This window comes from Peribacillus folii (assembly GCF_030271255.1).
Lineage (GTDB): Bacteria > Bacillota > Bacilli > Bacillales > DSM-1321 > Peribacillus.
Window position 1 is genome coordinate 77,860 of the sequence record NZ_JASJOM010000012.1, and the last position, 21,593, is coordinate 99,452.

A 21,593-nucleotide genomic window follows, 5' to 3' on the forward strand; every position below is an offset into this window, starting at 1 on the left:
TCAACGAAGGTTATTAAAATACATTAGTGTTTCTATTCATATAGTCCTAAAGGATCGGGGTTACGTAATAAGAGAACACCCCGTACATGTTAGTTTGGTGTCTAACATATACGGGGCAATTCATATTGAGTAAAGCGAACTTCCTATGAATTCAAAAACAAAAAAAACCTTAGCGATAAAGAAAATAGCATTACGATAGCACAAATGATTACAATAACAAATGAAATTTCAGATTTATTCTTAAAAGCAATATATGTAAACGTAGAGGTGGAAAATAAAAATACTACTTGCATCCAGATGGGCTGTTCAAAAGGTCCCATACGCAATAAAAAGGTTATCGCCATTGCTGAAACAATAAGTATTATAAAAAGCGGAAAAAATCTCTTTCCCATTTTTATCACCTCCTATTTTATGCTATGCACAAGGTCTTGTTCCATAATACCAGCTACCAGTCTTATTAAATGATTTATTGAACTTTTTTCCAACTATAGTGAAATTAATTCTTGGATTTTGATATCTATATTGATACAAATATTCACAACCAGTAAATTTCTTTGAACCACTTCTATAATTATCAACTTTGAAAGTACCACTCATTAATTTTGAGGAGAAATATGTTCCTAATCCAATAACACTCAACCAATTACCAATTGCACTAGCAAAATCTGTTTTAGCAAATTTGAAACCAGTAAGAGAAGCAGCTGCTATTACTCCACCAATGACTGTTGCTACAGCACTTTAAGAAGCTACGTGTTTATTGAAGCTAAGAGTTGTAGTAGACATATATTTAGGTGAAGTTGAAGCAGCAGCCATTATTGAATGAAACGTAGATTCTGACTTCACTAATTCTGGATCTATAGATTCGACAATCTTTAATTTTCTATTTACTTAGACTTATATATTCTCATCTAGAACTTTTTTAAAAATATAAACCAGCTAACAAATTAGTCGCATTATCATTGCTATGACTTCTTTCCAGCATTTTTAATAGCATTGTTCATATTCTCTCTTTCTATTAACAATACCACCGCTAGTTGAGGTTTTTCTCCGTAGTCTCTACCTGAACCTATGGAAATCTGTAACATATTTCAAGTACACTTCCATTATTCATGGAAAATCTAGCTTGTACACTCTATTAAAATCATCATTTGACACAAATTTATATGCAGCTTCTGGTATTCATGCACCTTTAGAAATAAACTTTACTAACTCCTAATTATTCTATTCAATTGTTTGCTCTGACCATCCTGTTCTGTAAGAAAGGACAATTAACCATCAATTAATTTAACTTGATGGGAGCCCAAATATTAAATCATTTATTTGGCATCATAGCGTTCCTATTTTGATATGCGCATTCACAAATTTGGAATTAGCAATTGGTGCTGGTAGGTTAAAATGAGGGGTTGTCATTATCATTGGGTCCAATTAAAATGTCGGTTTAATTTGGTGGTGCGAGTCTCCTGCGGGTACGAAAATCTAGTCTACTTTTCACGTACAGTGAAATGAAACGATTGAAGTCCAATTCCTCAAATTTTGTGGGCAATAGTATCCACTTAAATTTCATTCAGAGTAAAGGGAAACGAAACGGTCCATGTACAAAGCTCCATTACTTATAGCTATTGCGATTCTAAATTTTCAAGCAAAGTGAAATGGAACGGAAGGCAACGAGACTCCTGTGGGAAATGCGTGTCAACGTGAGACCCTGCAGGAGCAAAAGCCGAGGAAGCTCACGGACCGCCCGCGGAAAGCGAGTGCCTGAAGTGCAATGAAACGGTCTACGTACATCCAACTTGGGTAATAGTGGTTTGAAAAACAGCGTTCAATTTATCTAAACCTAAAAAAATACTGTAAACACACTCCATCCTTACAGAGTGTATCTACAGTAAGAAAGCTCGCCATTGTGGCGAGCTTTTAATTTAGATCATCATTGTTTTTTAAACAGTCTTTGTATTTGATGGGTTTTCATATCAATGATTTTCTCGAATTGATATCCATATAAGCAGAGGTTGCCATCAAGCGAACAGCTTAATGGTTCATTTTCCATGTCCTTCATCACTTCTTCTTGTGTGCCTTTTTCCCAATTAAATTTAGTCAAGGTAAACCTTCCCTCATATTGGTCCGCGTCTTTTGATTCATTTGGAATGAACGTTATGAATTCCTTGTTTTTTTCAATGAAATCGTAGGATGGAATCACCCAATCTGAAAAGCTTTTCAATAGCGGCACGGAAAAAGAGTGAATCGGCTTGTTTGTTTGATCATAAAAAGCGTATGTACCCCGATCATGTTGTTCTGTCTCCACTTGAATCGTCATTAGCGTATGTTTCATTTTTTTAAAGTGAATGACATCGAGCATAAGGCTGTCCGCCCCATCAGCATTCAACGCTTTTTTTACTAAGGGAGCCGTCAAAGCAGGTTCATTCCTATCCCAATCGAGAAACATCAATTCCTTTTCACCCGCCCACTGTGCAAAGGGCTGTGGAAAATCCAGTGCTTCCATTGATTGTTCATCCGGGTTCAGCACATAGGAGCTATATGTCCAATCTTCATTAAAACTAGATAAAAACAGCGTTCCATCTCGATAGGAGTTCCACTCGTAAGCTAATTCATAAGCTGGTATCGCCACAGAATACAATGGATTGCCTGTGCGATCGAGAATGGTAATCGATGCTTTACCCGAAGATGTGAAGGACGATACCAAGATATGCGTTCCAGATGGACTGATTGAAACTTCGGAAAACGCAAAGGTTGGCTGATAGAAAACGGAGGTATCATTCGTTTCCATATTCCAAGTCATAAGCTGGGGGACTTTATTGCCATCCCGCTTCTCAGCGAACAAAATGGTTTTGGAATCAAGCCATCCATAAATAGCGACGATTTTTTCGGTTTCAGCAGTCGGGATCTTCCATTCACCTGAAGATATCCCCAAATTGGGTTGGGAGTGTTCTTTTTCCGTATCAGTTACGGGTTTACTAAGGTCCTTGGAAGGCTCACAAGCCGAGATAAGAAGGATAGTGGAGATAAATAATGGGACAAAACACAACATCTTACAAATGGTAAGCCGCATACAAAGCGCTGCTTTGATTGCTTTAATCTCCACACACCTCCAACTTCAAAACTAAAACGCCTGGCATATGTGAGCGAGACATTAGAAAGAGCAAGGATCCATCGAATCCTTACGCATTTCATTATAAAGTAAAAAAGAGTAAAAGTGGCGAATAATTATCTTATATTTTTGTGGAAGTATATTCCTTAGTAAAATCGACTCAAATACAGAGCCCAGCCATTAAAATCTTCACAGATTCTTCATAAATACCCGGAAGATGAGACAAAGGAAGTGGATTGATGCCCTTCCCCAGCTCAATTGTGAAGCCAGGTCGCTTGAATTCCTGAATGAACCAATCTTTATAGCCGGCGTGGCTATCAACGTAGCGAACGGCCCGATATCCGCTGCGTGCCTCAAACTCCTTTGCCATAGTAGCCGAATTCTCGGGTTCATGTCCTTCATATCCCCAATAAAACTCCTTCCCCTGTGTATGAAGGGCTATTACTCTTTCGAAATTCCGTCTTTCAGCCAATTTCTTCATGGCCAATGCTTCTGGTTCGGATAAGGGAAGCTCTCCTGGAAAATCCCTTGGAGCTGGAGCTTTTGGAAGCTTTCTTTGCTTTTCAATCTCCCAATTGGCAGGGTATTGATTATTCAGGTCAACGCCACGAATATTGGCTTTCCAGGCGTAAAAGGCTGGATTGCCGTTATTCATCTTGATTACATCAAATTTCCCTTCTGCGGCTTGCTTCCCTTTTATCACTAGGTTGACCCCATCCGGATCGACCATCGGAACGATCGATAGTGTCACATTTTGATAATAAGGCATACAGTCCACACCGCTAAGCGTGCCCTCATTGGTTACAGCCAACAGGAAGTCATTCAGCCATTTCATTAAAACGGCAGAGGTGATCCACTCGTTGGCATGGAATGAACCGTTATAATGGATTACCTTCTCTCCTTGACCGACTCGCACTTCCAGGAGCTCTTTTCCTAATACACTCTTTCCGATTGATTCGATTTGAATGAAGGGATAATGAAACGAAAGAATGTCAAGGTCATCGAGAAGAGATTGGTATTCGTACGGTTTTTCGATGTCAAGCAGGGGATTGGTGATTCTGACCGGTACAGCAATCGCGTCTTGTTCGACTTGGTTCACTAATGATAAAGCATCTATGGGCAATTGCGAACGTTGCCCGATGTCATTCAATGTCGCCCCCAAACGGGATTCCCTTACCGTAACGAAACCAGGAATCTGCACCTCGATGCCCATCGGCAAAATTCCTTCAGAGTTGCCGGGATTGGCATCCTCCAATAAAACTTTAGGGATTTGAAACAATTCGCTGTAATAGGCTAGAGTATCCCCGCTTCTGCTTACGACTTTCATTAAAGGCTCCCCCCTTCCTAGTCTGATTTTATGAAATGATTGCCGAAAAAATGTTCGGAAGCGATGCCAAAAAAAAACGACCTGGAGCAATCCAGGTCGTTTTTTCATCATCGGTCATTTTTCGTGCCTCAGCCTTATATGCCGCCGCACTTTTTGAATTTTTGAATATTGCCTCTTTTTTTCTTATCAGCCCTGTCCAAACAGGGCTGATAAGAAAGCGGCTCAAGCATTCACTGATTTTTGATTAGCCAAGCTGCGCCTATGACGCCAGCATCATTGCCTAGGGTAGCAAGGCTTATTTTCGTTGATTTGCCAACACGTTTGAATGCATACTGTTCAAACGCAGCACGGACAGTATCAAGCAAGATCGCTCCCGCCTGGGAAACGCCGCCGCCAATTACGATCTTATCTGGATTCATGACATTGCCTACATGCGATAGTGCAAGACCTAAGTAATTGCCTACCTTATCCACTACAGCTTTTGACAAGGAATCGCCAGCTTTTGCACATTGGAATAGCAATTTGGAAGAAACGACATGTCCTTCATTCACTTTTTGCTGCAGCAATGATGTTCCGCCGTCTTCATTCAGTGCCTCTAAAGCAAGCCGAACGATTCCGGTAGCGGAAGCAACCGTTTCCAAACAGCCCGACTTGCCGCAATTACACGGAGCGCCTCCGTCGGCTACAACTGTTATGTGCCCTATTTCACCTGCAGCACCGCTTGTTCCATGGACGATTCGGCCATTATGGATGATGCCGCCGCCTACACCCGTCCCAAGTGTTACGCAAACAAGGTCTTTGGCTCCATTACCTGCCCCTTTCCACATCTCTCCAAGAGCGGCCATATTGGCATCATTATCAATGACCGCTGGCAAAGAGGTTTCGACCTCCAATAAATCCTTTAATGGATAGTCCTTCCAGCCAAGATTCACTGCTTCGTATATCGAACCGTTGACGAAATCCACAGGGCCCGGTGCTCCCATTCCTATCCCCACTAGCTTACTCTTCGGTTCATTCAATTCTTCAAGCTTCGCATCGATTGCTTTGGCAATGTTCATCGTGATGAATTTCCCCTTTTCGGAGATGTCAGTGCTGATTTCCCATTTATGAATAATTTCCCCATATGAATTGATTAAAGCCAGTTTGGTAGTTGTACCGCCTAAATCGACACCCATCAGCCACTTTTCCATCATTCTCACCTTTTTTTATCAATTTTTTTCTGTTTCTCCATCTCAAGAGCCAATTGCTGCCTAATTAAAAGGATGGCCATTTGATAATCTTTCGTATCCATCATCTGCATCCGATGGATTTCCCTGATTTCCGTCTCCATCATTTCGAGCTCGGCTACCCGATCGCCAATATAAATAAATGTACCAAATCTTTTCAAGTATTGTTGAAGATCATAATATGTTTTCATAATAAGCCTCTTTACTCTTTTCTATAGCAAAGTATATCGAATCAGCCGCTTTGTAACAAGCGTTCATTTCCTCTTTTTGATAATTTCCCCATCCCCCTCATACATGTCCGGATCCATTCATATGATGGATTACAGGACAAGTGAACGCCGAAACTGGATTGTTTCGATTTTGACGACGCTTCGGAAAAGCCTTGAATCCTGCTTTAAAACGGAGGGGAAAAATGAAACTACAATTGAAGTATACCGTTTTATTAGTTTTTACCACCATTTTTGTCATCCTTTATTTTTCAAATAATGAGCGGGCTGAGGAAACCATCACTTACTTTCCCATCGATTCCTCGCTCCATTTTGAACATGCGTCCACACATCTTACACCAAAGGACAGCGGGGGTTCTGCCTATACGATCACTTGGAGGGTGGATTCCGCATTGGACCGGCCTGCTTACCTGCGTCAAGATGTGTCCCTTTTATACACTAATGGAAAATTGACAGGAGCTTTAAAAAATTGGCGGCAAAATAAACAAGAACTCTCCCAAAAAGCAAAGGCGAAAGAAAGCGAAAGCGGACGTTATGAGGCCGTCACTTTTCATTATGCCGAGGTTCATCCAAGTGAAACGATTTTCACCAGTGCCCAGCAGCTCAGTAAGGATAAAATGTATGCGGTAACGACACCTTCATTTCAATATTTTCACCGTCCACTTTCGGAGGAACAAATCGAATGGAAAAAAACACTAGACAACTTGACCGGACAAACGGTTCAAAACGGTTTGGAAAAAGCCAGCCAAGCCTATCAAATAAACTTGGATCACTATAACATCATCTCGTTAACCGATCTCCCTGATAAAAAAAACGAGTGGCTTTCCGCCTTCCCTGCATTCAAGCGGGAAGAAATAGTTGGCAAGCTATGGGAAGGCCTTTATAAAGAGTATGTCTTGGGAATAAAAAAAGAGGATGGTACCACCGTTAATGCACAAGGCAGTACCATTCCCCTATTGCTAATGGCGAAGAACCAACGTGAATTACTTGTCTTGTTTACACTGAAGGATGGTACCCCGATCATGCTTCGCCAAGATTTATAGTTGCGTTTCGATTTTCTTTAGCAGTTTAGCGTATGACTTATTATCCGGAGCAAGCTCGACCGCTTTTTCCGCTTGCTCCTTTGCTTGGGCGTATGCTCCAAGTTTCATCTGGATCAAGGCAAGGTTGTAATGCGCTTGATGTAATTCCGGGTTAGCCTTGATCGATTTTTCATAATAATCCTTGGCTTGGTTTATGTCGTTTTGTTCTATGGCTAAATTTCCGAGCATAAAAAGCGAGATTGGTGCATCCTGGTTATCACCCACATAATCGATCAGCATTTCTTCCGCTTTCGCTTCCTTTTCTTCATTGATATACTTTTGGGCCAGCAGGCCCATCGTGTTATCATTTATGGCTGCGCTGTTTTGATGATGGTAGCCGTACTGAAGCAACGTATAAGTCAGGGCCGCCGTCCCCAGTAAAAAGACCAGCTGCCGCCATATTATTTTGCTTTTTGGAAGGTGGACAACTCCAGCAGCAAGGAAGCCGCCAATCAACCCTCCGATATGGCCGGCATTATCAATCCCCGAAACGGAGAAACCATATATTAAGTTGATGATGATCAAGACGATGACCGAGGATCCCATCGAACGCATGAATAATTTCGGATAGACGATTCCAAAGTACAGCAGTGCCCCGAAACAGCCAAAAATGGCTCCGCTTGCACCTGCCGAAAGGTTCGGAGTCAGGATGAAGCTGCCAAGCGTCCCGGCAAAACCAGCGAAAACATAAATGAAAAGGAACCTCACATTCCCGTAAATCCTTTCTACTTCAGCGCCAATTAAATACAGGGAAAAAGTGTTCATCAGCAAATGAAGGAAGCCGATATGGACAATCATCGGACTAAAGAACCTCCACCATTCCCCCTGTATGATCAATGGTGAGTATTTTGCCCCGAACTCGATCAAATTCATGGAGTTGGTGCTGCCCCCATTAAACTCCATCAGAATGAACACAGCTATCTGGATTGCCATGAATATGTATGTAAAGACTGGCTTATTGGCGTTTTGAAACACCTTCTGCTCGGCCTTGGCCTTTTTGACTGATTCCGAGATGGCTTCCTTCTTTAAGGTCAAAACTTTTTCTTCATCTAAGTCAGCTTCATTAGGAACATGAACTGAAAGTGTTTTTTTCAAAACCTGCTCAAGGTCCTGCAGTGACTGATGGAATGCTTCGCAAGTCAGAATGAATGTGTTCACCTTTGTTTTTTTATAGGAAGCAGCCTGCAAACTGAAATCGTAATCATCAACAGGTGCAAATTTACTCACATAGATGCTTAATATGCTTATCGGTTTTTTGTATAATTTTTGCCTGATTCTTTCTCCGTTTTGCAACGTCCGTTCAATATCGCGCTTCAGCCAGTTCGCCCAATCCAAATCATGCCGGATCAGCCTGACGACCGGAAATTCCTTGTTCGTATCACTTTCAAGCCAAATCTCCTGATGGTTTTCCGTGACGGTGATCATTCGGTAATCATGACGGGCAGTCAACTCCCGTATGGTCCCCCAAAACAGATAATCCTCTTTAAATCCCAATGCCTTCCCCACTTTCCAATCGATCTCAAGCTTCTGATTTTGTTACTTAAAACTATAGACGATATCATGTAAAAAGTAAAAAAAGGAACCTTGATGAGGTTCCTTTTCAAAGCTGCAGGCATTTTCATTTAGTCTGACTGAACATACTTTGCATCATTTTATCCCTGAACATTGGAGTATTCAAGGATTTGGTGACTAAAAACCTTCGCAAAAAGCCATTGGAAAGCGCCACGTTGACCAAACGGTAACGGTTTTTATAACCGGCATATACCGCTAAACCAACCAAGAAGATGTGAATAATTGATCGAAGCATAACAATCCCTCCTACCAATAGTGTGATACAGGACAGGATTTTTATGAGTTAAAAGTGATAAATATCAAACATCTTCTATTGGGCGGAGGTTTTAAGGACCTTAGATGGGGTAATGAGCTGTCCGACGGCAATGTCATGCAGTTCTATCGGCAATTCACCCACAAGCTGAAGCTCGTATGCGAGGGCCAAAGTAGCTCCTTTGTAGCCGGGAAGGTACCGGTCATAATAGCCGCCGCCGAAACCAAGGCGATACCCCTCTTTCGTAAAGGCGAGGCCTGGAACGATCAATACATCCATTTCGTCTTTGGTCACCTCGGAGGTTTCGGCTATAGGTTCATGCAGCCCCTGATATACAGACTCCAGCTGATCGAGGGAGGAAATCTTTTTGAATTGCATTGTCTTTTTATCGGGATCACATTTTGGTACAGCAACTGACTTGCCCTCACTCCACGCTCGTTCAATGATCCGGAATGTTGAAACTTCGGGATGGATGGATATCGTGATGCCAATCATTCTGGCCTTTTTCCATTCTTCCAGCGAGAATAAGTTTTCAGCGATCCTGTCCGATTGTTCTTCATGCTCCCCGTCGGTCAGCTCCATTAAGTGTGCTTTCACTTGCTGTCGAAGCTTCTTCTTATTTACCATCATTATTTCCCACTCCCTTGCTCTGCTGCTGTCATTATTCCATAATAGCACTTCATTAACAGAACCCCGGTAAAATCATAAAAAAAGCATAAAAAAAACAACAGGAAAAATCCTGTTGCTTACTTTGTTTCACGGTGAGTCGTGCTGCGTTTTTCTCTTGAGCAGTATTTTTTAAGCTCAAGACGGTCTGGATTGTTACGTTTATTTTTTTTAGAAATATAGTTACGGTCTCCACATTCAGTGCAAGCTAAAGTAATATTCACGCGCATGTGTATTTCCCTCCAAACATATTGACTTTTTCACATAGGACTTTTCTATAATAGCATTATTCCAGGTGAATTGCTAGTATGTTTTTTGGGAAATCGCACATTAACTTTTATCCATATCAATTCGTTACGCTTTGCATCGTCAGGAGAAGCTGATTATTGATGACCTTCGCTTCCTCCTTCGTTTCAGCATGAATGGCCCAGGCCACCGCTTCGACACATTCCTTAGGCAGGATCTCCGTCTCCAGCGTGAACATACTGGTCACTTCCCCTTTAGCGAGCGGTGAATAAGCAAGCAGCCCTTCTTTCAGTGACTTGAAACAGCCTTCCTGATAAAGGCTTCCCTTGCCTTGAATGCAATATTGAGAAATGCTTTTCCCTTTTACAAGGCCGCCCAATAAAGCGATTGACCGAGGGGCTACATGCAATATGGCCTGTTCATTCGGGCTATAAAAAGCCACTGCCTGTCTTTCGAAAGCGTTTTCATAATGGAAAAATAATTTTGGATGCTTCGTCTCGAATGAGGTATTCCTAATCGTGAATTTCGAAAAGGTCACCTTCCCCTGTGTGAAGGTTTGCAATAGTGTCCGTATCTCCCCATTCGGATGACTCATCATATCTTCCTCAGGATACCAATCAAAACTTTCATCCATCCATAGTCCAGCCTTCAATCCTTTACGGTATAGGTCTTGGTGATCCTGCGGCATATATGCGTATAGTGAATTCATATAATCATCCCTTCCCCTTCTCTATTGTAAACAGCTTATCGTTAGGCGCTGACAGTGAATGGATCCACGCTTGAATCTGCACACCAATTCTTAATGGATAAAAAATCTTAATATTCAAAATATTCTCTTTCGTTTTATTCTACCTTCATGTTAGCACTGTTTGTGCTGATGGACAATAAACACATTTTGTCGAATTTTATGCAAGTTAGTTAGCTAAGGGTTTTTACCGGTTTTCTTGCCCATTTTTTTTTCTGGATCAGGTCCTTAGTTTGTTTCGACAATAAATTGAAGCAAACTAAGCAAAAAAAATGGCTATTGCTGCCCATGAAAAGGGTAAAAAAGCAGGAAATTCTCCATTTTTTTAAAAATATGTGTAAAATATAAGTATATGTCGAAAATTATCTTCTGAGGTGAAACCATGGAAACCCTAATCATCCTTCTCTTCTCATTGGCAATCATCCTTCTTATCATTTCCTTTTTCAGTAAAGATAAAGTGGCCAAATTAGAAGAAGATTTAGAACAGATGACATTAACGTATATGCAGGATATGTACCAATTAAAAAAGAAAGTGAAGATCATTGAAGAGGAATTCGTCATTGGGGATGACCCGCTTCCTGCCTTAAAGGCCCCACAGCCAACGGCCACTTTCAGGGATTCCGAACCCATTCATGAAATTATAAAGAGCCAAGTTCTATCCTTATATGGGCAAGGGCTTTCTTTGGCACAAATTGCAAAACAATCCTCCTTAACCGAGGAACAAACCCTATCAGTCATCGAACAGCAAAGAATGCGGGGAAATGAACAATGATGAAGGTAAGACTGCAGGGCATTTCCGCCGGGATCATCTTCACGACAAGCATCTTTGCCGGCTGTTACTATGGTACCGGACTAATGAAGGAGACCCCTTTGACCAATGAGGAGGCCAAGGAAAAGCTCGAGAAAGATGGATTCATCGTCTCGCCTCCCGATCAAGAATCTATGCAGGCTGTCCAGCGTTCAAAGGAATCCGATCAAAATCAGAAGGTCGAAGAATCCTCTGTGGTCACCTATACCATTAAAATCAAATCGAATATGACCTCAACGGAGATTGCCAAGCAACTTTTCAAGGCAAGGATCATCGATGATGCAGCTGAATTCGAAAAATACATGAACGAGCATGGCTTTTCGAAGAAAATTCAAATCGGTGACTTCGTTGTCACGAATACGATGTCTTATCGGCAATTGGCCAATACTATATCTCATTAATCAATAAAAAAGAGGCTTTGCAAAAAGCCTCTTTTTTATTCTGCGAACGGATGGAATCAGTCATTTCGGCCGATATATCTGCCTCTAACTAGAAAATAAATATTTTCGGCGATATTGGTCGTATGGTCCGCCGTCCTTTCCAAATAGCGGGCAATGAAGGAAAGCTGCGTGACCTGCTGCAGGTTTTTTTCGTCGGATAGGCGGAGAAGGCTGCGGATCATTTCTCCATAAAAGCGATCGACCTCTTCATCCATTTCGATAATTTCACGCGATAACGCGACATCCTCCTTTTCGAAGGCTTCCATCGAGAGTTCAATCATCTGTAACGTAATATCATACATCTGCTGCAGAGGCGTCAAAGGGAGTATGAACGGCTGATCCCCAATACGAATGGCCGCCTTGGCGATGTTGACGCCAAAGTCTGCCATCCGTTCAATGTCGGAGGCAATCTTAATGGCGGCAATGATTCTCCTTAAGTCAATGGCAACTGGCTGCTGCTTCGCAATCAGCAAAATCGCAAAATCATTGATTTCCTCTTCCAATAAATCCGCTTTCGTATCATCATCAATAACTTCCAGTGCTGCTTCTGCATCCCTGTTTTCCAGCGCGGTGAATGATTTTGAAATGGCATGCGAGGCTAGATTGGCCAATTCCACTATTTTTTCTTGCAGCTCTTTCAATTGAAGCTCAAAGTTTTCACGAACGATCATGATATTATCTCCCTTCCTCGTTAACCGAAGCGTCCTGTAATGTAGTCTTCCGTTCTTTTATCATCCGGATTGGAGAAAATGGTGTCGGTATTGGCGTATTCTATAACTTCCCCGTTCAGGAAGAAGGCGGTTCTGTCAGAGATACGCGCTGCTTGCTGCATGTTATGGGTGACGATGATAATGCTGAAGTCCTTTTTAAGTTCCTGGACCAATTCTTCTATTTTCAACGTTGATATCGGGTCGAGGGCAGAAGTCGGCTCATCCATCAAAATGACATCCGGTTCGATTGCCAGGCATCTGGCAATACAAAGTCGCTGCTGCTGTCCGCCTGATAGCCCATATGCATTTTCGTGGAGACGGTCTTTCACTTCATCCCAAATGGCTGCCCCTTTTAAACTCTTTTCTACGATTTCATCGAGGACCTTTTTGTTTTTGATACCATGGATTTTTGGCCCATAGACCACATTATCATAAATGGATTTAGGAAATGGATTAGGTTTTTGAAAGACCATGCCCACTTGTGTCCGTAAATCTTCAACCTTATAGGACTGGTCAAGGATATTTCTGTTTCTGTATTTGATTTGACCTGTCGTTTTGACATCAGGGACCAATTCGATCATTCTGTTCAAGGTTTTGATATAGGTGGATTTTCCGCAGCCGGAAGGCCCGATGATGGCTGTCACCTCATTTTGATGCATATCCAGATTTATATTTTTCAGAGCATGGTTCTCTCCATACCATAAATTGAGGCCGGACGTTTCATATACCTTTTCCGTTAAAGCGGTTGGCTGTATGGCACCATTCACGATGGCTGATGAATTTTTTTCTTTCGTTAAGGTCATGTTCATGCTTCCTTCCTCCTCGTTCAGTATCTTTTCTGGAATTTATTTCGAATCAGAACCGCGATGGAGTTCATAACTATTAACAAGATGAGCAAGACGATGATTCCTGCTGCAGCGACCTGCTGGAATTCCTCCTGCGGACGAGATGTCCAATTATAAATCTGCATCGGCAGGACGGTAAAGGTATCCAGCACCGTTTGCGGCAAAAAGGCGATGAACAATGGGATACCGACCACAACCAATGGGGCGGTTTCACCGATTGCCCGGGATAAAGCAAGAATACCGCCCGTTAATATGCCCGGTATTGCTGCTGGCAGGACAACTTTCCGTATCGTCTGCCATTTTGTTGCTCCCATCCCGAATGAGGCTTCCCTTAGATCCCGCGGGACGGCCCGTATTGCCTCCTGGGCAGCGACGATGATTACGGAAAGGACGAGAAGGCTCATGGTCAAGCCTGCCGCCAATACCGATCGATCCAACGCAAGCGCCCGGACGAAAACCGTTAAGCCAAGCAATCCGAAAACGATTGACGGGACTCCCGCTAAATTGGAGATATTCACTTTAATGAAAGTGGTGATCCAATTTTTCCGCGCATATTCCTCTAAATAAATCGCCGTTCCTACACCAAGCATCAGCGAAACCGGCGCAACGACCGCCATCAACCAGACCGACCCGATCAAGGCCGCCTTTATCCCCGCTTCTTCTGGTTTCCTCGAAGCGAAATTCTGCAGGAAATCCCCATTCAGATGGCCAATTCCTTGAGTGAATATCCGATAAAATAAGATGGCCAATACGATGAGGCCAACCAGTGTAGCCAAGAAGAACAGTCCTTTACATATCGTATTGACAGCCAGCCTGACAGGCATTCTTTTTGCAACATGACTTTTGTTTATCAGCTTCATGTCTTAATATTCCTCCCTGAACCTGCGAGAGATGAACTGCGCCAGTAAATTCATGACAAGCGTAAAGACGAACAGTGTCATTCCCACCGCATAGATGCTGTAGTAGATCGTTGTCCCATACCCTGCATCACCTGAGCTGACCTGTACGATATAGGCGGTCATCGTTTGAATCGATGAAGTGACGTCCATATCCATACTTGGGGTCGAGCCCCCTGCCACACTCACGATCATGGTTTCGCCGATTGCGCGGGATAGCCCAAGCACGACGGAGGCGACAATTCCGGAAACGGCAGCAGGCAATACCACCTTAATGGTCGTTTCAAGTTTCGTCGCACCTAGGGCATAGGCACCTTCACGAATGGACTTCGGCACGGAAACAAGGGCATCTTCCGACAAAGAAGCAACCATCGGCATGATCATGATCCCTACAACGATCCCAGGGCTTAAGGCATTGAACATGTCAAGAGAAGGAAATAAATCCCGCAAGACCGGTGTTACAAAAGTTAAGGCAAAGAAGCCATAAACGATAGTCGGAATCCCGGCTAAAACTTCTAAAATCGGCTTGATGATCCTCCGTGTTTTCTCAGATGCATATTCACTCAAGAAAATGGCTGTTGCAAGCCCTACCGGAACTGCAACCACCGCTGCTATCAACGTTATCTTTAACGTCCCGACGATAAGGGGCATGATCCCAAATGAAGGAACGGATGCAAATGGGAGCCACTTGCTTTCCGTGAAAAATTCAACAATCGAAACTCGATCAAAAAAGATGAATGTTTCAAATATGAGCGTCAAGATAATTCCAATCGTAGTGAATACGGAAATGGCCGCCATAAGGAACAAGAGCTTCGGTATGATTTTTTCTACATTCACTTTTTTCTTGCTTTTCTTTTCCAGGATCATCTGCTGTACAGAATAGGTTTCTGTTTTTCTCAGTTCCAACTTGCATCCTCCATTTCAGACACGCAATATTTGGATTTACAAGCCGTTGCCCCCGCCTTCAACGAGCCAAGGCGGGATCTTTCATAGCCTGTAATATCTTTTATTTTTTCAGTTCCTTCAATTTATCAAGATCTTTCTGGTACTCTTCTTCCGGAAGGCTTATATACCCCACTTCCTCGGATAGCTCCCCTGCATTTTCAATGACGAATTGAGTATAATCGGCCACCTGTTCTTTTTCAGCTACAGACTTGTTGGCCACATATGTGTATAGCGGACGGGACAATGGCGCATACTCCCCGCTTTTAATCGTTTCATGGGTCGGCTCTACAGCCCCTTTTCCATTATCGATGGAAATGATCTTAAGCTTATCTTTATTTTCCGCATAGTAAGCAAATCCGAAGAATCCAATCGCATTTTTATCGCCTTCGACGCCTTGTACAAGGACGTTATCATCTTCGGAAAGTGTCGCATTTTCCACCATCGGTTTTTCTTCCAGAATCACTTCATTGAAATAATCGTATGTGCCCGAATCTGTTCCCGGTGAATAGAATTTAATTTCTTCCTTTGGCCATTCAGGGCGGATATCAGACCATTTCTTCACCTTGCCATTATCGATCCACAGCTTTTGCAGCTCTTCGACCGTAAGTGAGTCGATGAAGTCATTATCTTTATTAACAACGATCGAAATGCCGTCGAAAGCCAACTTCAGCTCTGTATATTTAATTCCCTTATCATCAAGCATCGCACTTTCTTCTTCTTTTACCGGGCGTGAGGCATTACTTAAATCCGTCTCGCCGGCGATGAATTTCTTGAAGCCGCCGCCAGTTCCAGAAGACCCAACGGAAACTTTTACATCAGGCTGTGCACTCATATATTCCTCTGCGACTGCCTCCATGATCGGGAAGACCGTCGAAGAACCATCCGTGATCACTTCTCCCTGTAGCTGGCTGGACCCTTTTCCTTCGCTGCCGCTTGTCTTAGCATCATCAGATCCGCAACCCGCAGCCACTGCAATTACTCCGCCCATTACTACAGTCATCGCCAAACCTTTGAAACGTCTCATTTGAAAATCCCCCTAAGATTTTTTTATATGAATATTTTGTCCTACAAACAAATCATACTTTTAGTCTGTAAAGCCCGTTTGAAGCGATTGTAAATATTCAGTAAATTATTGTGTGTTAATTGTAAAGATGCCGGATCAAGACAAAAAAAACACGTTTTCGATTTATCCGAAAACGTGTTTTTTGTGCTTTCATTCATTTTCCTGGCTTTTTCTAACCTCTGCCTGATCCTTTTGAACGTCTTTTCCGTTCTCCACTTTCAAATCAGTCGATTTTTCTGCATCTTTGTTGGTTTCCTTCTTAGCCCGTTCTTTTTTCAGTTTGAAATACGTGTCCATGATTTCCTCGCCTATTTCCTTACTCATGTTATGACCAGTATGGCCCTGATATGCCCACGGTACGACGACCGCAAAAGCGACCTCAGGATTTTTGGCAGGTGCATAGCCAACCATCGTGATGTTCATCGTATCCTGCGGCTCGCTAAACTTCGCCCGGTCCGGTCCGTCATAGAACGCTTCAGCCGTCCCCGTTTTAGCAGCGACTGTATAAGGTTTGTTCCCGAAAAACTTATAAGCTGTCCCGCCTTGTTCCATTGATACCTTCTCGAAACCGCTCTGTACGCGCTTGATCCAGTCTTCCTTCATATCGAGTCGGTTCATGACCGTCGGCGAAATGTCTTCGGCAACTGGTCCCAATTCCTCATTATTATCGACCGGATCACGGATTTCCTTGACCATATGCGGCTTCATGCGATTTCCGCCGTTGGCGATGGAGGAAACATATTGTGCAAGCTGCATCGGTGTGTAGGTATCATATTGCCCGATGGCAAGGTCAAGCAGCTTACCAGGTGATGTTTCCGAGCCTTTGAACCCGCCCATTTCATTTGGAAGGTCAATTCCCGTGCGCACGCCCAGGCCAAACTGTGCAAATGAGTTCCGCATCGTCGAAAAGGCGCTTGATCTGATATTCAATGGCTCATTCGGCACATAGTGGGCACCGGCGATATTGATCGCCGTCCTGAACATATAAACGTTCGAGGACACCTTCAACGCCGTCAAATCATTGATGTTCCCGAAATTACTGTATGATCCTTTAGCTGGGGTACCTTTAATCTTCAACTTCGTATCATAAAAATATGTTCCTGGCTGGATAGCCCCTTGCTTGTATCCCGTCAGGACGGTGGCACCTTTCACGGCAGACCCCATCGTATAGGATGTCGTGATATTTCCTAAGGCAAAGTCTTCTATGGAGGATTTACCGGTCTTCGGATCTTTCTCGATTTTCTTGCCCGCCATCGTCAGGACTTCCCCTGTATCGGGATCCATCATCACGACGAATGCCCTATCAAGGAACTTCGTGTTCCCCATTTTTTTCTTGGCAATCAATTGCTTTTCTATGATTTCCTCGGTTGCCAGCTGTAAATCCATATCGACCGTCAAGATAAGATCTTTTCCGCGCTGACCCTCAGAAACCACCTCGGAGTCGACGACATTACCTGATTTATCTGTCACGTTTCTCACTTTCGCTTTCTGTCCTTGAAGGATGTCTTCATATTGCAGCTCGATATAACTCTTTCCTACACGGTCATTCCTGCTGTAATCACGCGCCAGATAATAATTGAGGCTTTCACTCGGCAAACCTTCTTCGGAAGATGACACTTTTCCTAAAACAGATTTGAGTGTTTTGTTATACGTATAAAAACGATCCCAATCCGTCGATATATCCACACCCGGTAATGAATCGAGGTTTTCACTCACCCTGGCGAATTCTTCTTTGGAAACTTTCTTATTTTTCACAACCTGCGGCGTAAGAGCATATCCGCTGGCAAACTCCCTGTATATCGCAAGGGTTTCCATATCCTTGCCGGAGAGTTTTATTTCATCCTCTGTAATCCTGTCGAGCTGGAGCTTGTAGAGATCACTCTCTTTCAGCTCACCCTCTTCGACTTTCTTTCTCTCTTTATCGGTAACCTTTTTCTCCGCCAGCTTTGGATTATTCATTATCCAAAAATCCTTCTTATCGCGCTCAGTCACTTTATCCGTATCTTTTTCGATCAACTTCGCTAGTTTCTCGGCGGTTTCCACCATTTCTGCTGGTTTCGTACCTTGCTTTCGTGTATATGTAATTGCATCCAGTGGCTGATTGTCGACCATCAATTTTAAATTCCGGTCATACATTTTTCCACGGGGCACCGAATTATTCACGGTCACTTCCTCTGTTCTTTCGATTTCACGCCGATAATCGTCGCCATACACGATCTGCACGACACCTAAGCGTAAAATGAGAGCGGAAAACAAAACAAACACTAAAAAGAAAAGAATATTCAATCTGAAAGGCACATGCGTCTTTTTCTTTTTCTTTTTATTCACACTAAGCCACACATCCTTTTTACATAGTCATAATGGTCCTTTACTATTCTATAGAACATTTATATTTTTTTCTACCTTAGTGTTCTAGAAATATTAAACATCTGACCCACTTTCGACAAAATGTGACTTACGGCTCATTCTTACTAAAAAGAGGCCCCTTTAGGCCCCTTTCTCAAGCTTGGTCGTTGATATCGATTTTCCGGACAAACCAATAGATCATGGTATGCCCCGCTCCCACGATCAGCAAATAAACCGGCAGGACTTGCTTTAACTCGAAAAACATGACGGCCAAAATGAATCCAAAAATGGATACGATCCTTCCAAAATGGATGAAAAGCTCCCTGACGACAATATATTCGATCCTCATATCAGCGGCTTGCCATGCCCGGCCTATGATGTCATAGGTCAAAGATATGTATGGAACCAGCAGGATCGGATAGGCGGTCGCCACGATGGCCCCATAAATGAGGAGCCTTCCAAAGGTGACATCAAAGGCGATCAGCAAGACTCCCGCATATAACAGGATTCCCCCTATAAGGATCGCGTTTTTTCGCATCGGCTGCTTGATATACCGGGAAGCAAGAAAATAAGCGACGAATGATATCGCCGAATTCAATAAACCATAGCTCCCCAAGGCAAGTTCACTATCCGTCTGTATGAAAACGATGATCGAAATGATGAACATGAATGTACCCTCCCGCAGCCCTTGAAAAAAATGGGCGCGAGTGATCAATTGCCAATTCCGATTGTTTTTACGCTCTTTCAATATCCTAAGGAAAAAATATTTCCCATGAGCAGGACGCCTTTTTAACGAGAAGCTTAGAAGCACGGCAACGGAAAACAACAGCAATGATAATCCAAATACAATCGAATATCCCGTGAATTTTTCCAGCCGCGAAATGATGAACCCTGAAAGAATCGGTCCAATCATTCCTCCAAGCGATGATAAAATCCCCAAAAATCCATTGAAGAAATCCCTCGTTTCCGGCTCGGTAATCTCGAACGTCAAGACATTGTACGCCAGCCAATAAAACCCATACCCTATCCCGATCAATGCACCAAGAAGCCAAATGAAATCCGTGGCACGCGTCCCCACCAAAAGGACAGATAAATAAAACAGGGCCATAAAGATAACACCAAGACGCAAAACGATAATCCGATCCACTTTCTTCGCCAGCCTGCCAGCAAAAACGAAAGTCAGCGGTTGAAAAAGCACCACGGTTAGATTATATACGGCAATATCAACTATTTGACCGGATTGTTTCCACAAGTACACATTAACGAATGTATTGGATAAAGCAACGCTCAGACTATACAGTCCGCCAATAAACAAAAGCAGGTGCAGGTCCTTCTTCCCTCCCGCTTCACCCAACCATCTCTCTAAAATACCCATTGTTTTAACTCTCCTTTAAATTCCACTCTAGTGTTTGAAAAAACAAGGAGATTTATGTAACAAAAAAGTAAAGAAAACTCTTCGATTGGCGAGACGAAGGCGATGACAGAGAAGTAGTTGCCCACAGAGTTGAACGTTGCGTGCGAAATTTTGGAGTTTACTCGCGAGTTTTACGCGTTTACCCGCCAATTCAACGGGTTTACTCGCCAATTCAGCCCGTTTACTCGCCAATTCACTTTTTTCTCGTAAATTAGGGAGTCACTCGCGACTGTGATCCAGTTAAGAGAAACGGCAAAAAAGCAGGATCCCACTATAGGGACCCTGCCTTTTTAATTATTATCAATTATTTTGCAGCGTTGAAACGTTTTGATACTTCGTCCCAGTTTACAACATTCCAGAAGGAATTGATGTATTCAGGACGACGGTTTTGGTAGTTTAGGTAGTAAGCATGTTCCCAAACGTCTAATCCAAGAATTGGCGTTTTGCCTTCTGATAATGGATTGTCTTGGTTCGGAGTGCTAGTTACTTCCAATTCGCCATTGTTGACTGCAAGCCAAGCCCAGCCAGATCCAAAGCGAGTAGTAGCGGCTTTAGCGAACTCTTCTTTGAAGCTGTCGAAGCTGCCGAATTTTGATGTGATGGCGTCTGCTAATTCACCAGTTGGCTGTCCGCCGCCGTTTGGAGAAAGGATTTCCCAGAATAATGTGTGGTTAGCGTGTCCGCCGCCATTGTTGCGAACGGCTGTGCGAACCGCTTCAGGTACTGCATCAAGGTTAGCGACAATTTCTTCAACGCTTTTGCTTAGAAGTTCTTGATTGCCTTCAAGGGCATTGTTCAAGTTTGTCACATATGTGTTGTGATGTTTAGTGTGGTGAATGTTCATTGTTTCCTTGTCGATGTGTGGTTCCAATGCATCATATGCGTACGGTAATTGTGGAAGTTCAAAAGCCATAATAAAATTCCTCCCTATGTAAGCTGTTTTTTTTGAGGGCTTCAGTTCTCGAAAGATACATGAAGCTCGCTAGCATTAGAGTATCAAATTTTTGTAAACGTTTCAAACCTTATGCCTCGTTTTGCGATAATATTTCCTATGAGAATACCACGAATAGAAAATAGCCGACCATCAGCAATTGGATGATCCCTTTTGTGATCACACTGCTAATAAAACCAACGACGGAGCCGAGACCGATTTTAGCTGCAGTGACTGGATCTTTTCGATGGACGAGCATCTCCGCCAGAAAGGCACCGATGAAGGGGCCGATCAAGATTCCGACAAACGGAATCACGAACGGGCCGACCAGGAGTCCGATTGTACTGCCCCAGACACCGGCTTTTGTGCCTCCGTATTTTTTGACGCCAACCATGTTTGCGATATAATCCGCCGCGAACAAAAGGATGACGAACAAGATTTGGACGGTCCAAAAAAACCAGCCAAACGGTGCAAAGGAATAAAATAAACCATACAACACCATTCCGCCAAATATGAACAAAACGCTTGGGATGATCGGAAAAATCAGGCCGACGAAACCCATGATGAACATGAGGACAATAATTATCCAAAAAAGTGTATCCACAACAAAACGCCCTTTCTCATTTCATTTATCAGTTGCCTCTTTCTCTCCATAATTGCCTCATTATGGCTAGTTGAAACCATTGACGCAACATACAGGTTGTTTTATTTTCCCCATATAGTTAAAATTGTTAGGAATCTTATAAAG

22 protein-coding genes are annotated in these 21,593 nt (G+C 43.0%); 3 read left to right on the top strand and 19 right to left on the bottom strand.

Features of this window, described 5'->3' with window-relative positions; all coding sequences use genetic code 11:
* Nucleotides 1-143: 143 nt before the first annotated feature.
* The 5 genes from QNI08_RS18705 to QNI08_RS18725 all read right to left on the bottom strand — a co-directional run bounded on the left by QNI08_RS18705 (nucleotide 144) and on the right by QNI08_RS18725 (nucleotide 5,847).
* A complete protein-coding gene (locus tag QNI08_RS18705) occupies nucleotides 144-392 on the bottom strand; it encodes a hypothetical protein (protein ID WP_285768908.1) in 249 nt (82 codons plus the stop codon).
* A gap of 1,532 nt (nucleotides 393-1,924) precedes the next feature.
* The gene (locus tag QNI08_RS18710) at nucleotides 1,925-3,097 is read right to left on the bottom strand and encodes a YqgU-like beta propeller domain-containing protein (protein ID WP_285768909.1); all 1,173 of its coding nucleotides are present in this window, start codon (nucleotides 3,095-3,097) and stop codon (nucleotides 1,925-1,927) included.
* A 166-nt stretch (nucleotides 3,098-3,263) separates the two neighbouring features.
* On the bottom strand, nucleotides 3,264-4,430 hold the full coding sequence (locus tag QNI08_RS18715) for a M14 family metallopeptidase (protein WP_285768910.1): 1,167 nt from the start codon (nucleotides 4,428-4,430) through the stop codon (nucleotides 3,264-3,266).
* 230 nt (nucleotides 4,431-4,660) lie between these two features.
* A complete protein-coding gene (locus QNI08_RS18720) occupies nucleotides 4,661-5,623 on the bottom strand; it encodes an ROK family glucokinase (protein ID WP_285768911.1) in 963 nt (320 codons plus the stop codon).
* A 2-nt stretch (nucleotides 5,624-5,625) separates the two neighbouring features.
* Nucleotides 5,626-5,847 carry a YqgQ family protein gene (locus QNI08_RS18725; RefSeq protein ID WP_285768912.1) on the bottom strand — a complete coding sequence of 74 codons (222 nt, stop codon included), beginning with the start codon at nucleotides 5,845-5,847 and terminating at the stop codon, nucleotides 5,626-5,628.
* 221 nt (nucleotides 5,848-6,068) lie between these two features.
* Between QNI08_RS18725 and QNI08_RS18730 the strand changes: the two genes are divergently transcribed.
* Nucleotides 6,069-6,926, top strand: coding sequence for a hypothetical protein (locus tag QNI08_RS18730; protein ID WP_285768913.1), 858 nt, complete (start codon nucleotides 6,069-6,071; stop codon nucleotides 6,924-6,926).
* Here QNI08_RS18730 and QNI08_RS18735 read toward each other — a convergent pair.
* The 5 genes from QNI08_RS18735 to QNI08_RS18755 form a co-directional block, all read right to left on the bottom strand.
* Nucleotides 6,921-8,459, bottom strand: coding sequence for a rhomboid family intramembrane serine protease (locus QNI08_RS18735; RefSeq protein WP_285768914.1), 1,539 nt, complete (start codon nucleotides 8,457-8,459; stop codon nucleotides 6,921-6,923). The genes QNI08_RS18730 and QNI08_RS18735 overlap by 6 nt on opposite strands.
* A gap of 124 nt (nucleotides 8,460-8,583) precedes the next feature.
* A complete protein-coding gene (locus tag QNI08_RS18740; protein WP_285768915.1) occupies nucleotides 8,584-8,772 on the bottom strand; it encodes a hypothetical protein in 189 nt (62 codons plus the stop codon).
* A 75-nt stretch (nucleotides 8,773-8,847) separates the two neighbouring features.
* Complete coding sequence (locus QNI08_RS18745) at nucleotides 8,848-9,420, bottom strand: 5-formyltetrahydrofolate cyclo-ligase (protein WP_285768916.1); 573 nt, start codon at nucleotides 9,418-9,420, stop codon at nucleotides 8,848-8,850.
* Nucleotides 9,421-9,536: 116 nt separating this feature from the next.
* The gene (gene rpmG, locus QNI08_RS18750; protein ID WP_028391797.1) at nucleotides 9,537-9,686 is read right to left on the bottom strand and encodes a 50S ribosomal protein L33; all 150 of its coding nucleotides are present in this window, start codon (nucleotides 9,684-9,686) and stop codon (nucleotides 9,537-9,539) included.
* A 116-nt stretch (nucleotides 9,687-9,802) separates the two neighbouring features.
* The gene (locus QNI08_RS18755; protein ID WP_285768917.1) at nucleotides 9,803-10,411 is read right to left on the bottom strand and encodes a hypothetical protein; all 609 of its coding nucleotides are present in this window, start codon (nucleotides 10,409-10,411) and stop codon (nucleotides 9,803-9,805) included.
* A gap of 418 nt (nucleotides 10,412-10,829) precedes the next feature.
* Here QNI08_RS18755 and QNI08_RS18760 point away from each other — a divergent pair, with 418 nt between their 5' ends.
* Both QNI08_RS18760 and QNI08_RS18765 read left to right on the top strand, forming a co-directional pair.
* Nucleotides 10,830-11,219 carry a hypothetical protein gene (locus QNI08_RS18760; protein ID WP_285768918.1) on the top strand — a complete coding sequence of 130 codons (390 nt, stop codon included), beginning with the start codon at nucleotides 10,830-10,832 and terminating at the stop codon, nucleotides 11,217-11,219.
* Nucleotides 11,216-11,656 (top strand): hypothetical protein, encoded by a 441-nt coding sequence (locus tag QNI08_RS18765; protein ID WP_285768919.1) that lies wholly within the window; start codon nucleotides 11,216-11,218, stop codon nucleotides 11,654-11,656. The genes QNI08_RS18760 and QNI08_RS18765 overlap by 4 nt, the downstream gene beginning before the upstream one ends.
* Before the next feature lie 56 nt (nucleotides 11,657-11,712).
* Here QNI08_RS18765 and phoU read toward each other — a convergent pair whose 3' ends face one another.
* The 9 genes from phoU to QNI08_RS18810 form a co-directional block, all read right to left on the bottom strand.
* Nucleotides 11,713-12,366 carry a phosphate signaling complex protein PhoU gene (phoU, locus tag QNI08_RS18770; protein WP_285768920.1) on the bottom strand — a complete coding sequence of 218 codons (654 nt, stop codon included), beginning with the start codon at nucleotides 12,364-12,366 and terminating at the stop codon, nucleotides 11,713-11,715.
* 20 nt (nucleotides 12,367-12,386) lie between these two features.
* Nucleotides 12,387-13,214, bottom strand: a complete 828-nt coding sequence (pstB, locus tag QNI08_RS18775; protein ID WP_285768921.1) for a phosphate ABC transporter ATP-binding protein PstB — start codon at nucleotides 13,212-13,214, stop codon at nucleotides 12,387-12,389.
* Between the two features lie 17 nt (nucleotides 13,215-13,231).
* On the bottom strand, nucleotides 13,232-14,110 hold the full coding sequence (gene pstA / locus QNI08_RS18780; RefSeq protein ID WP_285768922.1) for a phosphate ABC transporter permease PstA: 879 nt from the start codon (nucleotides 14,108-14,110) through the stop codon (nucleotides 13,232-13,234).
* Nucleotides 14,111-14,113: 3 nt separating this feature from the next.
* On the bottom strand, nucleotides 14,114-15,013 hold the full coding sequence (gene pstC, locus QNI08_RS18785) for a phosphate ABC transporter permease subunit PstC (RefSeq protein WP_285768968.1): 900 nt from the start codon (nucleotides 15,011-15,013) through the stop codon (nucleotides 14,114-14,116).
* A gap of 139 nt (nucleotides 15,014-15,152) precedes the next feature.
* On the bottom strand, nucleotides 15,153-16,115 hold the full coding sequence (locus QNI08_RS18790) for a PstS family phosphate ABC transporter substrate-binding protein (protein WP_285768923.1): 963 nt from the start codon (nucleotides 16,113-16,115) through the stop codon (nucleotides 15,153-15,155).
* Between the two features lie 189 nt (nucleotides 16,116-16,304).
* Nucleotides 16,305-18,482 carry a peptidoglycan D,D-transpeptidase FtsI family protein gene (locus tag QNI08_RS18795; protein WP_285768924.1) on the bottom strand — a complete coding sequence of 726 codons (2,178 nt, stop codon included), beginning with the start codon at nucleotides 18,480-18,482 and terminating at the stop codon, nucleotides 16,305-16,307.
* Between the two features lie 172 nt (nucleotides 18,483-18,654).
* Nucleotides 18,655-19,875 (bottom strand): MFS transporter, encoded by a 1,221-nt coding sequence (locus tag QNI08_RS18800; protein ID WP_285768925.1) that lies wholly within the window; start codon nucleotides 19,873-19,875, stop codon nucleotides 18,655-18,657.
* 343 nt (nucleotides 19,876-20,218) lie between these two features.
* Nucleotides 20,219-20,827 (bottom strand): superoxide dismutase, encoded by a 609-nt coding sequence (locus tag QNI08_RS18805; RefSeq protein WP_285768926.1) that lies wholly within the window; start codon nucleotides 20,825-20,827, stop codon nucleotides 20,219-20,221.
* A gap of 136 nt (nucleotides 20,828-20,963) precedes the next feature.
* The gene (locus QNI08_RS18810) at nucleotides 20,964-21,449 is read right to left on the bottom strand and encodes a DUF456 domain-containing protein (protein WP_285768927.1); all 486 of its coding nucleotides are present in this window, start codon (nucleotides 21,447-21,449) and stop codon (nucleotides 20,964-20,966) included.
* Between the last annotated feature and the right edge of the window lie 144 nt (nucleotides 21,450-21,593).